13 protein-coding genes and 1 pseudogene are annotated in these 13,697 nt (G+C 55.9%); 4 read left to right on the plus strand and 10 right to left on the minus strand.

Features of this window, described 5'->3' with window-relative positions; translation table 11 throughout:
- Nucleotides 1–62: 62 nt before the first annotated feature.
- Nucleotides 63–989, plus strand: a complete 927-nt coding sequence (locus BG841_RS15070; RefSeq protein WP_070058396.1) for a bestrophin family protein — start codon at nucleotides 63–65, stop codon at nucleotides 987–989.
- Between the two features lie 55 nt (nucleotides 990–1,044).
- Here BG841_RS15070 and BG841_RS15075 read toward each other — a convergent pair whose 3' ends face one another.
- The 4 genes from BG841_RS15075 to BG841_RS15085 form a co-directional block, all read right to left on the minus strand.
- Complete coding sequence (locus BG841_RS15075; RefSeq protein WP_070058397.1) at nucleotides 1,045–1,506, minus strand: FKBP-type peptidyl-prolyl cis-trans isomerase; 462 nt, start codon at nucleotides 1,504–1,506, stop codon at nucleotides 1,045–1,047.
- A 208-nt stretch (nucleotides 1,507–1,714) separates the two neighbouring features.
- Nucleotides 1,715–1,948, minus strand: coding sequence for a DUF1285 domain-containing protein (locus BG841_RS17645; protein WP_322853378.1), 234 nt, complete (start codon nucleotides 1,946–1,948; stop codon nucleotides 1,715–1,717).
- Nucleotides 1,949–1,983: 35 nt separating this feature from the next.
- Nucleotides 1,984–2,274 (minus strand): DUF1285 domain-containing protein, encoded by a 291-nt coding sequence (locus BG841_RS17650; RefSeq protein ID WP_322853379.1) that lies wholly within the window; start codon nucleotides 2,272–2,274, stop codon nucleotides 1,984–1,986.
- Nucleotides 2,274–3,170 (minus strand): radical SAM protein, encoded by an 897-nt coding sequence (locus BG841_RS15085; RefSeq protein ID WP_070058398.1) that lies wholly within the window; start codon nucleotides 3,168–3,170, stop codon nucleotides 2,274–2,276. The genes BG841_RS17650 and BG841_RS15085 overlap by 1 nt, the downstream gene beginning before the upstream one ends.
- 549 nt (nucleotides 3,171–3,719) lie before the next feature.
- Between BG841_RS15085 and BG841_RS15090 the strand changes: the two genes are divergently transcribed.
- Both BG841_RS15090 and BG841_RS15095 read left to right on the plus strand, forming a co-directional pair.
- Entirely contained in the window at nucleotides 3,720–5,342 is a 1,623-nt protein-coding gene (locus BG841_RS15090; protein ID WP_070058399.1) for an FAD-binding oxidoreductase, read from the plus strand.
- Between the two features lie 115 nt (nucleotides 5,343–5,457).
- Nucleotides 5,458–6,297, plus strand: a complete 840-nt coding sequence (locus BG841_RS15095; RefSeq protein ID WP_070058400.1) for a PEP-CTERM/exosortase system-associated acyltransferase — start codon at nucleotides 5,458–5,460, stop codon at nucleotides 6,295–6,297.
- A gap of 114 nt (nucleotides 6,298–6,411) precedes the next feature.
- On the opposite strand, the gene BG841_RS15100 is transcribed toward BG841_RS15095, so the two are convergent.
- From BG841_RS15100 to BG841_RS15125, 6 genes are all read right to left on the minus strand, one after another.
- Nucleotides 6,412–7,218, minus strand: a complete 807-nt coding sequence (locus tag BG841_RS15100; RefSeq protein WP_070058401.1) for a THxN family PEP-CTERM protein — start codon at nucleotides 7,216–7,218, stop codon at nucleotides 6,412–6,414.
- Between the two features lie 288 nt (nucleotides 7,219–7,506).
- On the minus strand, nucleotides 7,507–8,328 hold the full coding sequence (locus tag BG841_RS15105; protein ID WP_070058402.1) for a THxN family PEP-CTERM protein: 822 nt from the start codon (nucleotides 8,326–8,328) through the stop codon (nucleotides 7,507–7,509).
- Between the two features lie 399 nt (nucleotides 8,329–8,727).
- Entirely contained in the window at nucleotides 8,728–9,177 is a 450-nt protein-coding gene (sixA, locus tag BG841_RS15110) for a phosphohistidine phosphatase SixA (protein WP_070058403.1), read from the minus strand.
- A gap of 35 nt (nucleotides 9,178–9,212) precedes the next feature.
- Nucleotides 9,213–10,274: an NAD(P)H-dependent glycerol-3-phosphate dehydrogenase gene (locus BG841_RS15115; protein ID WP_070058404.1), complete on the minus strand. Its 1,062-nt coding sequence runs from the start codon at nucleotides 10,272–10,274 to the stop codon at nucleotides 9,213–9,215.
- A 48-nt stretch (nucleotides 10,275–10,322) separates the two neighbouring features.
- A complete protein-coding gene (locus BG841_RS15120; RefSeq protein ID WP_070058405.1) occupies nucleotides 10,323–10,817 on the minus strand; it encodes an STAS domain-containing protein in 495 nt (164 codons plus the stop codon).
- 11 nt (nucleotides 10,818–10,828) lie between these two features.
- Entirely contained in the window at nucleotides 10,829–12,076 is a 1,248-nt protein-coding gene (locus BG841_RS15125; RefSeq protein ID WP_070058406.1) for a SpoIIE family protein phosphatase, read from the minus strand.
- Nucleotides 12,077–12,199: 123 nt separating this feature from the next.
- On the opposite strand from BG841_RS15125, the pseudogene BG841_RS15130 reads away from it, so the two are divergent.
- Nucleotides 12,200–13,682 (plus strand): annotated as a pseudogene (locus tag BG841_RS15130) (HD domain-containing protein).
- The last annotated feature ends 15 nt before the right edge of the window (nucleotides 13,683–13,697 follow it).

The following is a 13,697-nucleotide window of genomic DNA, read 5'->3' on the forward strand; positions in this document are numbered from 1 at the left end:
TTCTGATTACCTCAACAAAAGGGTGCACACCTCTTACCGTTCGCCGTTGCATGGAGCTTCCTATGATTGTCCGTCAAAAACCCCATGCGCTTAAACTGTTCTTCACGCTGCGGGGCTCCATTCTTCGGCAGATTTACAAGCAACTCATCGTGATTGCGTTACTGAGCAGCCTTGTGGTGGCGGCGCAGTATGCTTACCCGGGCAAACTGCCCACTTATAGCCCGGCCCCGTTCACGCTGCTGGGGGTAGCCTTGGCCCTGTTTCTCGGCTTCCGCAATAACGCCAGCTACGAACGCTGGTGGGAAGCCCGCCGGCAGTGGGGCCAGCTATCGGTGGATGCCCGCAGTCTGGCCCGCCAGGTTACGTCGTTTATTGATGAAGACAGCGAAGCCGGCCGGCAAACCCAACAGCGCCTGATTTATTTAACCATCGCCTTTGGCCACGCCTTACGTCACCAGTTGCGGCAAACGTCGCCATGGGAAGACATCGACCGTTTGGTCGAACCAAAGCAACGAACCGCCTTGCACAAGGCACAGAACCCAGCCGGGTATCTGTTGCAATTAATGGGCAGACAAATCGGCTGCGCGCGCAAGGCTCGGCTATTGTCCGAGTTTCAGGTGCTGAATGTGGACGAACGCATCACCTCAATGACCGGTGTTCTCGCCGCGTGCGAACGCATCCAGAACACCCCGCTGCCATTTGCGTTTAGCTTGTTGATTCATCGCACCACCTACTTATACTGCTTCATGCTGCCCTTTGGCCTGATCACGTCCATGGGCGCGGTTACACCCCTGATGTGTACCGTGATTGCCTACAGCTTTTTTGGACTGGATGCATTGAGTGAAGAGCTAGAGGAACCTTTTGGTCTGGCCACCAATGATCTGCCATTAACCACCATGTGCCGGGCTATTGAAATCAATTTATTGGAAGCGCTCGGCGAAACTCCCTTGCCTGCGCCGATTACACCGGTCAACGGCTGCCTTCAATAACAGCCCCATAAAAAAAGCGACCCGAAGGTCGCTTTTTTTATGCCAAAGAACGCTGTCAGTGAACGTGACCGTGCTCTTTCTCTTCATCGCTCGGCTCGCGAACTTCAACGACTTCTACGTCAAAGTGCAGAGTTTCACCGGCGAGGGGGTGGTTCGCGTCGATCGTGACGGTTTCTTCGCTCACTTCGACGACCCGTACGACCTGCGGGCCGCCTGGGGTCTGGGCCTGGAACTGCATGCCCGGCTCAATTGTGTCTACGCCTTCAAAGGCTGAACGGGGAACTGGCTGAACCAATTCTTCATTCACTTCGCCGTAACCGTCCGCAGGTGCTACCGACACCTTGACCTTGTCGCCAGCGGTTTTGTCGTTCAGCGCACTTTCCAGTCCGCCAATAATGTTTTGAGCACCTTCCAGGTACGACAACGGCTGACGATCGTCGCCGCGGGACGAATCCAGCTCGTCTCCCTGATCATTTGTCAGTGTGTAGTGGATGGTGACAACACGAGGTTGGGCCATGAGATCTCCTTGCGTGTCGCAATGACTGTTTTGGTAAATGAGAGCAATCGAAAGTGATCTGGAACAGCCAGACTGAACAGAAGAACTAACGACCACCAGCTTTGTTATAAGCCAGGCTCGGTAACAAGCTCGAAAACACAGTGTAACAAGTGTGTTGATGCGGTGGCCAGTGCCGCCCTGAAGCGCGTAGCAAATATTTTCAGAACTGCTAGCCAATTTCGAATAAAACGCCCCCACTCCACACGCCGAAGAAACCCGTGTCCGCCGCGGCATGCTCCTGCGCCAGCTCCGCCAGCTCATAAAATGCCGAGGTCGTCAGGCGGGCGGTAATTCCGTGACGCACCCCAACCACTGGCCGCGGCTCGTCTGTGTGCGGGTAGCGGCCAACCGCCAAGGGGTGGGCCTTTCCTATGGCCAGGGTCTCGCCCATGTTGGTGGTCACAGTGAGTTGCTGGTCCGTACCCTGCCCCTGAACGGTCAGCGTGTGGGCAATGAGGGGGCGTCTTCGACCTGAATACGCCACTTTTCAACCGGTGTGACGAGGTAATACTCGCCATCCTCCTCACGCCGCAGAATGGTTGCAAACAGGCGGGTAATGGCCTCCCGCTTCAGCGGCACCCCCCGATACAGCCACTGGCCATCCCGGGTTATCCGTATGTCGATGTCACCGGAGAGTTCGGGTGTCCAGGTGTCCACCGGTGGCAGACTTTTACCCCCGGAGCTTACCTGCTGCACATGTGACGCCAGTTCTTCTGGATCTTTGGTCATTACAGGCCTCGCAGCCATTCAGGTCGCAGCGCTGCTGCACCGGGGTTGGTCAATGCCAGCTCGACTTCTGCCAGCAGTCGCTCTTTATCACGACCGAGCCGCCCTTTGAGCACCAGATAGTTGGAGGCGTGATCGCTGCGGAACACCGTATTGCTCAGTTCCAAATGTTCCAGAAAGAGCTTGATTTCAGCGAACAGGCCCGCCTGATCCAGGGGCACGAAGTCGGTTCCGAAGCCCTTCCGGAAACGTTGCTCTCCCTGGGGGAAGCTCACCACCAAGGTGGACAGATAATCGGGCTGGGTCTCATTACACAGTGTAGCCGTATTTATTGCGTGCTGACGGGACAAGGATTCACCACCCAGGCCATTCAATACCATAACGGAACTGGTCAGGCCGGCACGGCGAATTTTATCCAGAGCCGACCGGGTTGATGCGTAACTCTCGCCCTTATTGATGCGTTTCAGGACTTCATCGTCACCGGATTCCATGCCCACGTAAAGAAACGCCAGCCCCGCCTCCCGCAGCTGCGCCAACTCCTCGACGGTTTTACGGGCCAGATTGCGGGGCAGACAATAGCTCGAGACCCGCTGCAACTCCGGGAACGCCTGCTTCAGCTCCTGCAGGATGGCCAGCAGCCGACGGGTCGGCAGGACCATGGCATCACCGTCGGCCAGAAACACCCGGCGCACCTCGCCCAACTGCCGGGCGGCATTCTGGATATCGTTGCTGATATCAGTTTCCTTACGGGCGCGGAACTTTTTCTGGGGCTGGGTGTACATCTCGCAGAAGGTGCACTGGTTCCAGGAACACCCATTGGTTACCGGGAGGATCAGCGACCGGGCCTCACTCGGTGGCCGGAAAACCGGCTCAATGTAATCGATAGGAAAATTAACCATAGAACTCTCACATTTGGGTTTTAGCGGTCATTGCGGGCGCAATCTTTACGGTCAGGTATCGCAACTCACTCGTTACTATCGGTGCGCCAACCCCTTAGGTACACAGTTTCTGACCCCGGCAGTGCCTTAGCGGTATACGCAAATTCAGCACTGTTGGGCTCGCGTGTGTGCCGGTAAAATCATCTGGCCTAAAGAATGATTTACTTTTTGCTCAAACTGGGGGCAAAAACGGTCTAGATTGATCTTTTTTAATGAACCCCATCTCATTTGTTTATTTTATTTCACCGCAACCGCCTGTTTGTAGATACGTTTTGCCATTCCTTATTGTCTCGATCCTGTAATGGTTCAGCAAGGTAAAGCGAACCTCACCTCCTCTATAATGACGCTTGCCGGGAAAACCCCGCAAGCCCAATTAGAGAAGGAAATCTATGAATTCGCTCACAAAACAACAGGACCCCGCGCAACGGCTCTGGCAAGGGTTCACAACAGGCGTTGGTCAGGCTCTCTCGGAGTCTTCACTACCACGATACGTAAAAGGCTGAAACATCCGTGAACAGTTCCGCCCTGGAGTTTGCGATTACCGAATGGACCGCCATTTTGGGTGAGTTTGGAGTGCAAGAGGCACACAAAACTGATATTGGCGCATCAACAACCGGCGCCCAACGGGATATTCCCGCGGTGCTCCGACCGGAAAACCGGGACCAGGTTGCCCGGATTCTTGAAGTGGCGCAGCAACGGGGGGTGGCGGTTTACCCTGTAAGCACAGGCAACAACTGGGGTTACGGAAGTGCCAACCCGGTCGAAGACAACTGCGTGGTACTGGACCTGAGCGGCCTGGATCGAATTTATGATTTTGATCCGGAACTGGGCGTGGTCACTGTGGAACCCGGGGTGACCCAAGGCGCACTGCGGGCGTTCCTCGACCGTCAGGAGGGTGACTATCTGGTTCCGGTCACCGGCGCCGGCCCCACCTGCAGTCTGCTGGGCAACGCGTTAGAGCGGGGTTACGGTATCACTCCGTTCACCGATCATTTTGCAGCAGTCACCAAAATAGAGGCAATCCTGCCGGACGGCTCCCATTATCGCACCCCGCTCAGCGAGCTCGGAGGCAAGGAAGTCGACGGGTTGTTCAAGTGGGGGGTTGGGCCTTACCTGGACGGTCTCTTCAGCCAGGGAAACTTCGGTGTGGTTGTAGGCATGACCATTGCGCTTGCGCCCAAGCCCGACACGGTAACCGCCTTTTTCTTCTCCACCAAAGACGACGCCAAACTCGAAGCACTGGTGCCCACCGTCCGCAGCGTATTGCGAGCCCTCAGCGGATCGGTGGTGGCGATCAATCTGCTTAACAGTCAACGCATGCTGTCGATGATGGTGCCTTTCCCTGAGGAACTGGCTATCGACGGCATTCTGCCACCCGACGAAGTTGACAAACTTGCCAGCAGCCATGGCGTTCCCGCATGGAGTGGAGTGGGCGCCATTTACGCCTCTAAAGAGGTAGCCCGTGCGGCCCGTCGCACCCTGCGACGGCTGCTCGGTCCGGTCACCGACCGCCTGGTGTTTATCAACCAACGCAGAGTTGATGCGGTGCGCAGCGTCGCACGGGTACTTCCAAAAAAGCTGGCCACAAGGGTCAATGGTATGGCAACTACGCTCTCCGGAGCGCTGGAGATCATGCACGGCAGCCCCAACGAGGTAGCACTGCCACTGGCTTATTGGCGTTCAGGCAACCTACCGGCTCCGGACGAACCCAAAAACCCTGCCCGGGATGGCTGCGGGCTCATATGGTTTGCGCCCCTGGTTCCCATACGGGCCAACAGCGTGCGCGCTTATATCAACATGATTGAGAGGATTTGTCCGCAATACGGGATCAATCCGCTCATTACCTTAACCACACTGAATGACCGTTGTTTCGACTCTACCGTTCCCCTGCTTTTTGACCGCGGGGATGCCACGGCTACTGCGCGAGCCAATGACTGCTATCGCGCCCTCTATGAGGCGGGGCAAAAAGAGGGATTTCTGCCCTATCGACTCAACGTAGATGCGATGAATATTCTCTCGGCCGAAGAATCTGGCTTTTTCCGGTTCGCCCGTCAGCTGAAAGCTTCGGTCGACCCCAATTTCATTCTGGCGCCCGGACGCTACGTGCACACAAACGACCCGTCCGAGGCCTGAACAGTTACACAAACGATTCACACACGGTGCACCGGCAGTTGGGATTTAGGCTGCGCTTTTCGCCCTGCGATTAATGGCATAACAGCTCTTTGAGCGCGAAAACTGAGAACCTAAAATGCAAACACTTTCATATCTTCATCAAAACACAGACATCGTCCAAAATTTCCAGCTTCAGGACGACATCAGCACCATATTCAATTCCGTATTCAAGGTGGAGCTGGCAACCTGCCCGAAGGTCATCAACGAGGTTTTCAAGGTCCGGTATCAGGTCTATTGCATCGACCGGCCATTCGAAGATCCTAACTGCTTCCTGGATAAACGCGAGCACGACGCTTACGACCCTCGTTCCGCACACGCCCTGATCCGCCACCAGATCACCGGGGACAGCGTTGCCGCTGTTCGTCTTGTGATGGCGGGTGACAACCCGGAACAGAACCACTTCCCCATGGAAGGCCCCTGCGTACCCCACATGGATGAACGTGCGCAGCGTGCCATCGCGGGCGCACGCCGTGAGCAGATTGCTGAAATCTCCCGAATGGCGGTGAGCAGGGAGTTCCGCCGCCGCTTAAATGAAGAAAAATCAGTGTCCGGTATCAGCAAAGCGGCCTATTACAGCGACGCTGAGAATGGCAAACGGGCCATGCCATACATCAGTCTGGGGCTGTTTGCCGCGATCCTCCGGATGTCGGTCAAACATAATATCACGCACTGGATGGCGGTCATGGAGCCAGCCCAACTGCGCCTCCTGAAACGATTTGGCGTAGAGTTCGACCATGTCGGCCCGGTGCTGGATTATCACGGCCGTCGTCGCCCGGCCTTCACCGAAGCGGCGTCTCTGATTGAACGCATGAAAGCGAGCCGCCCGGACGTGTGGGAGCTGGTGACCGATAACGGGCAATACCTGCCAGCGATACCGGACACCAATTACAAGTGCAACAAGATACAGGTCGCCTGAAGCTGCGCCGACACCGGGGTTAACCGAGGGCGTTCAGCAGAGGAGCCACAAACAGTTACAGCCCCCTGTGGCCGGGGGCTGCAGTTTCAGCCGCATCAGGGAGCCTGATGGGCGTCACGCCGTGCTGTTATTTCTCCTGCGTACCAACCCGAGCCCGGCGAGCCCCAGCCCTAACAACGCCAGAGTACCTGGCTCCGGTACGGGTCTGGCGGTGATGCGGAAGCTGGTATCAAACGAGTTGGCTTGGTCTTCTTCAGTAATAAGCCCCACACAACCCTCGCCTGCCTTTGCCGCCGCACAGGCTTCGCTGCTCAGGGCTGTCAGCCCGGCTATCCCGAGGAACACATCGTAGGTATAACCGTCGTAGCTGAACGACTGACTGAACTCGAAGCCGCCATCCATAGGCGTGCCCCCCAATCCTTCAGGATCGCCCACCGTGAATATGTCGTCGCAGGTGGAGACTGAGCCATCAAAACACCCGCCGCTAACATTCGGGGTTTCTTTGAAGAAGCTGGCGAATGTAGTACTTAGTGGTGTCTGGGCGGGCCCTACCGGATCCTCGGGGGTCAGCGTCAGCATGGACACCAGATCAAAGCTTAACAGGGCCGCATCAGACAGACTGATCACATAGTTGTTGTGGATGAAGGTACCACCCGCAACCGGGTCCCCGTCGGTCAAAAGGCCGTTACCTGCTACATCATTGATCTCGACCGACGACTGATCAGGTCGGGTGCCCCATTCCAGCTTGTTGGTTCCGGTTCCTGTAACGGCACCGTCCCCAGTGCTGAAATCATTCAGAATCAGCGTGTTCCCGACGCTATAAGCCCAGCTGGTCACCGGCGCGGCGCTGGCCGCTTGCACACCCAGAGCCAGAGGCAAGACCAGAGCTGGTAACAGCGTTTTTTTAATGGCCGTGTTCATGGATATCCCTATTCTGTTATGAAGTTTAACGGCTGGCTTTGTTGTTATAAAAGGCCGGCACAGCAACATCCAAGCACCTTTCATTCCATCTCATAAAAAAGCTTATGTTACAGAGAGTTAGCAAGTATGTGTAAACAACGAAACGGGAGAGCTGTAAGTTTTTTCGACGTTTCAGGCGGGCCAGACAACGGGATTTTGAGCCCGGTGGATGCAACCAACCAAAAAGCCCCCGCCTTCCAGCGGGGGCTTCGTTCTTCACCACAAACGGTTAGCTGTTACATGCAACACTTATGACTTGGCGGCTTTTCTCCTCCGTGACAGGCCGAGTCCCGCCAGGCCTAAGCCCAACAACGCCAAGGTACCAGGTTCGGGTACAGGCCTGGCAGTAATACGGAAGCTGGTTTCGAAGTCGTTTTGTGCATTTTCTACGGTTTGCAGGCCCACACACCCGTTAGGGGCACCTGCCGTGGCACAAGCTTCGTTGCTCAACTCCATCAGTCCCGCAACCTCAAGAAATACGTCGTAAGTGAAGCCGTTGTAGTTGAAGGACTGACTAAATTCAAATCCATCCGCTGTGGGGTTACCACCCAGAGCTGCGAGATTTCCGAGGGTGAAAATATCATCACAATCCGAAACCGACGTGTCGAAACAGTCTCCCTCAACATTATCTGTTTCCTTGAAGAAACTTTTGAAGGTGGTGCTAAGAGGCGCTTGAGCTGGCCCTGGAGGTAGCTCGGGGGTCAGCGTGAGAACAGATTCGAGATCGAAAGTCAGTAGTGCTTCATCATCTGCACCAATAACGAAGTTGTTATGGGTGAAGGTACCACCTGCCACTGCGGGTCCTCCCGTGAGAAGACCAGTCCCCCCAACAACATCCTCAATTTCGACAGATGATTTTTGAGGATGTAATGGCGTAATTACACCCCATTCCAGTTTGTTTGTCCCACTTCCGCTCACGGAACCGTCTCCGGGGTCGACTGTCAGGACAGTAAGCGTGCTATCAACATCATAAGCCCAACTGGTAACCAACGCCGCGCTGGCGGACTGGACGCCCATGGCGAAGGGCACGACAAGAGATGATAAAAGCGTTTTCTTGAGAACACTATTCATTGTTGTCTCTCCTTGATTGTAGACGCTGGCAACTGGATATGAATGCACCGCGCCAACGCTCTAGGGTATAAAGCATCAGTCGTGCCACACTGAAAAAAACACGCCTCTTCAGTCAGTTGAAAAATAATCAACGGGAATTTTTCAGGCAGGTGTAAGCGATTTCGACACTGAAATACGCGAATCTATCGCTCGAAACGGCACGTATTCAGACGTTTAGTTCAGATTTCGCCTCATCTTGCATATAAACGCCTGGGAATGGGGCCTGGACCTCTGATTGAAGCCTGAAACAACCGCTGCGCCGCTACACCGCCCCGTGGTTCGTAAATTATTCTGACAGGGCTCTGGCATGGAAAATAACGGGGATTGACTGGCAGAAACCCGCCGTGCGATTGATCCCGGTCAGGGCAGGAATTGCTCACGCAGATCGGCACACCCCGGGCCCGCGATGGGCATGTCCAGCACCACCGCATGGCTGGTCATGAACGGGATCCCCCGGCGGTGACCATCGATCATCAGTGTCGACAAGGCACCCACAAAGGGCATATGGGATACAATCATCAACGACTGCTGACGGGTGGTGATCAGCTGATCCAGAAATTGTCCCGGATCCCCTTCCGGGGTAATGCCCTCTTTTTCTTCCACGGGGCAATTCAGGATTTCGGCCACAATGCCCGCGGTCTGGCGGGCACGTATCAGCGGACTGCACCAGATCAAATTGGGGCGCCAGGGTGAGCTGGCAATATCCCGGGCCACTTTGGCGGTCGCCTGACGACCCTGTTCGGTCAGCTCCCGTTGTTCATCCAGACTGTGCCAGCCGGCTTCGCCGTGACGCATGATCAACACGTGCATGACTGATTACCCCTTTACATCATGGAGCGTACAGGTCAGAGCGTACGCGGAAGAATGAATTCAACGTCGGAATTTTGCGCCGCCGCCATCAGCCCGCCGATAACGGAGCTGATGCTGGCGTCGCCATAAATCACGTCATACAAACCCTGCGCCAGCGGCATATACACGCCGGTATCGTCCGATTTTTCTTTCACCAGCTCCAGGGTGTAAATACCCTCCGCCACCTGGCCAAGTTGCCGGACCGCATCTGCCAGTTTAGCACCCCGGCCAAGTGCGTAACCAATGCGGAAATTACGGCTCTTGCTGGAGGTACAGGTCACCATCAGATCACCAACACCGGCCAGCCCCAGAAACGTCATCGGGTTAGCCCCCATGCTGACCGCAAACCGGCTCATTTCCGCCAGCCCGCGGGTCACCAGCATCGCCTTTGCGTTCTCGCCCACTTCCAGCGCCGCAGCCAGACCTGCAATGATGGCGTAGATGTTTTTAAGCGCCCCGGCCAGTTCAACGCCGTACACATCCACGTTGGCGTACACGCGCAGGTACTCGCACCCGAGCAAGGTCTGCACCCGGCGGCGCACCTCGGGATCCTTGGCGGCGATAACGGTCGCGGTAAAATCTCGCTGTACAATTTCTGCGGCCAGGTTTGGTCCGCTCAGCACCCCGATGCGGCTCTTGGGAATCTCTTCCTGAAGGATCTCGCTCATCAGTTTGAACCCCTGACGTTCGATGCCCTTGGTCAGACTGATGACCACCTGACCCTCATGGAATTCCCCCGCATAACGGGTGATCACACTGCGGAACGCCTTGCTGGGAATGGCCACAAACACGGTATCGGCATCGCCGACCGCCGCCGCGAAGTCGGTGGTCGGCCGCACATCACCGCTGAAACGGGCATCGGGCATGTACCGGGTGTTGGTGCCCTGCTCACGGATCTCAGCAACCTGTTGCTCGTCCCGCATCCAGAAATGCACAGTGTGACCGTTTTCGGCAAGTACTTTGGCTATCGCAGAGCCGAAACTACCCCCGCCCAATACCGCGACCTGTTGCTGTTGAAACGCTGGCGCTGCAGGCCCGGGTGTCTGTTTTTCAGGCATAAGATTTTCGCTACATGGTTCTTTGGATACGTAAAGAGGTGGTCCGGATCAGCCCGGCTCTTCACACTCGAGTGCTCGCACAAGATTCTTGAATTCTTCACGATTCTTGCTGTTCAGCGCCATCAGGACCCGGTGGGCATCCAGTACTTTTTCACGAACCTGTTGTTCACTGGCGCGGAGCACCGGAATTTCTTCCAGTTCTTCAATGCGGGAGGCGGGTTCCCTGACGATGATGAAAATCTTGTCAAACCCCATGGAAAGGATGATGCGGGTAACGTCCGGATTGGTTGAGATCAGTGTCGGAAGAAAGTGACTGCGTTTGGCAGCCGCCATCGCGATTTTGGCCAGAAACCCCAAAGTTGTGCTGTCGATGACCTCGGTTTCGGTAAGATCAACCACCACGGTTTTAAAGGCCGGATCCTGGGTGATGGAATCAACGAGATTATCCAGCGTTGAGCACAAATTCAGCCGGATTTCCCCGATAAACTTCAGGAGATAAATTCCCTGTTTTTCCGCTTGCAGGATCTTATAACCAGTATTCATTTTAACTGCCACTATTTAGACGCAACATTAGCCGACGCCTTACTCTCCCGCTGATTGACACAGCCGGCGGGAGTTACCGTGTCGGTCACTGATACAATAGCGATATCATCAGGCAACTCTGTTTTATCATCCAGATTCAGCGCCTCGCTCAAAGCCGCGATAGTGTGACTACCTCCCTCCACGAGTTCAAGTAATCTTTGCTCCTTCCCCGCCAGGGTAGGCGCGGGAATCACCTCCAGTATGCCATCCGAAAACAAAAATAGCTGGAAGCCACTGGTGATGGGGGTTTCATAAACGTCCCAGCGGGGAGTTTCAAACAACCCCACCGGCAAACCGTTACCCTCCAGAAAGCGCGCGCCCCGTTCCGGCGTGATTAGCACCGGCATGGGCATGTGCGCACCGACCGAATAGTGCAACTTTTTGCTACGCTCGGAAATGATCCCGATAAACATGGTCACGTGTTTACCCAGGCCGGTGTCCAGCAATTCGGTGTTAACCCGCTCAAGAAACCGGTCGGGATACAGCAAATCGTCGCTGGAACCCCGGCGCAGATTGCGCTGCAGCCGGTTGGTCAGATTTCGCAGCAGTACGGTGACGAAGGCAGAACTGGCACCATGGCCGGATACGTCCGCTATGTAGACCAGGACCTTGTCTTTGCTGATGCGGAAGTAATCCAGAAAATCGCCACTCAGGTACAGGGAGGGTTTGATAAAATGGTCGACATAAAACCGCCCCAGTTTCTGGCCACCCTCGGGCAGCATTTTCATCTGCACTTTGCGTCCCGCGCGCTGATCCGCCCGCAACTCGGCGATGCCAGCCTGCAGTTCCGCATTGGTGGTTTCCAGTTTCTGGCGGTACTGTTCGTTCTGGCGGTGCACCTCCACCCGGTGCAGCATGTTGGCCACCACACGGTCCAGCTTGCCTCTGTCTTCGCAGGGTTTCAGCAGAAAGTCCGCGGCACCCGCGCGCAGCGCTGCCACCACATCAACCGCCCGGGTGATGTCTGAATGGGCAATCAGGGGAATGAAGGCGCCCGGAAACACCGAGGCATCAAGATGACCGATCAGACTCTGGATACCCTGGGGACACAAATCAGCAAAAATTGCATCAAAAGCATCGCCGTCAAGCAGCTCGGTGCTGTCGGTGATGGTCGGACAGGTGCGGACGTCGAACCCCTTGGATGTCAGGTAACCACCCAGTTCCGAACGTGCGGTGTTATCCGGGTCAATAATCAAAATGCGCTCGGTGCGCGAGGTCATGGCTGTCGCCTTAAACTACCCGTGGTAAACGACAATTTGGCAATGCTCACATGTTGTGTAGCCTATTCTGGCACGGGCCTGTGATATAACAAGGACCTTACGCCTATTATAGGAGCTTTTGCAATGCGCAGCGCTGTTAACGATCTGCTGGGTGCTTACGACAAGCTGATTATGGACCCCGTGCATGGGGGGATTCGCCTGTTCCGCCATGAAAGCCGTATCATCGACCACCCGCTGTTCCAGCGTCTGCGCAACATCTGTCAGAACGACATTCTGAGCCTGGTGTTCCCCGGCGCCACCCACTCCCGTTTTCTGCACAGTCTCGGGGTGATGCACGTGGGCGATCGTATGTTCCGGTCCATGATTGACGCCTACCTCCGGGAGCGCCCACGGTGCAATCAAACGGATTTGACCCGCCCCGAGCTGGAGGCCATCGATTACCTCGCCAAGGTGATTCGGGTTGGCTGCCTGTTGCACGACAGCGGTCACTCCAGCTTTTCCCACCAGTTTACCCAAGCCCGGCGCATCCACGAGATGATGGCCCGGCCCGGGCGATTTGAAGACCTGTGGCAAGGCGTGGATTACCGCTGTTACTACCCGCAACAGCCGGCAGAGCTGGAACACGAACACTACTCGGTCCGGGTCGCGCACCAGGTACTCAGCGACGTGGACATTGAAGACGCCGGGCTCTTCCCGCAAGACATTATGGGGATCATGGAAACCACCGAAGTGGCCCCCAGCCCGGTTTTCTGCAGCCATGCAGCCACTTTCTGGAACTTTATAGCCGGCCCCGATGCGGCAGCCGGCGCACTCAGTGAGGCCGATATACCGCGCCTGGTGATGAACTTGCTCTCTTCCATCGTCTCCGGAGAAATCGACGCAGACCGGGCCGACTACATGCTGCGGGACGGCTTCCACTCGTCCGTGACCATTGGCGGCTTCAACCTTGACCACCTGCTGAGCAACCTGCGTTTTGGCTGGAGCGCTGAAACACCCTGGCTGGGACTGGCGATTACCCAAAAGGGGCTGGGTGCGCTGGAGGATTTCGTTTACAGCCGCTATCAGATGTACCGCAAAGTCTATGCCCACAAGACCGCTCTGGGGTTCGACTGGCTGCTGCGCGAGGCCATCAATGAAGTGATGGAGGAGCCCGATGCCTGCGCCTGGGTGGACACCTGCCTGAGTGACATGCGTTACTTTGCCGAGCTGACCGACAGTTTTTTCCTGGGAAGCTTTTCGCAAAGTGGCCAGAAAAAACCCGCGAAGTTACTCCCGATGCATTGTGGATCGCATCAAATTAGATCACCTCGACACCCGTGAGAACCTGGACGCGGCCGGCATACGCCACCACAGTGATTACCTTGCCGAGCAGCTGAAACTCAACAATGCGGATGTGGTGACCTGCTCAATGCGCGCCCGTTTTTCCAACATCCAGGATAACTTTAATGGCATCAAAGTGTTGATCCGCGACCCCATCAGCAGGCGGCGCCACTTGCAAAGAATCACCGATGTCAGTGGGTTTTTCAGCAAATTCAGTGACGGCACCATTACTCATTTTTACGTGCGCCCGGCGGTCCTGCAGGGCTTACCGCCCATCGTCCGATAAACCGGCGTGCGGCCG

The sequence above is a fragment of the Marinobacter sp. X15-166B genome (genome assembly GCF_001752365.1).
Classification (GTDB): domain Bacteria; phylum Pseudomonadota; class Gammaproteobacteria; order Pseudomonadales; family Oleiphilaceae; genus Marinobacter.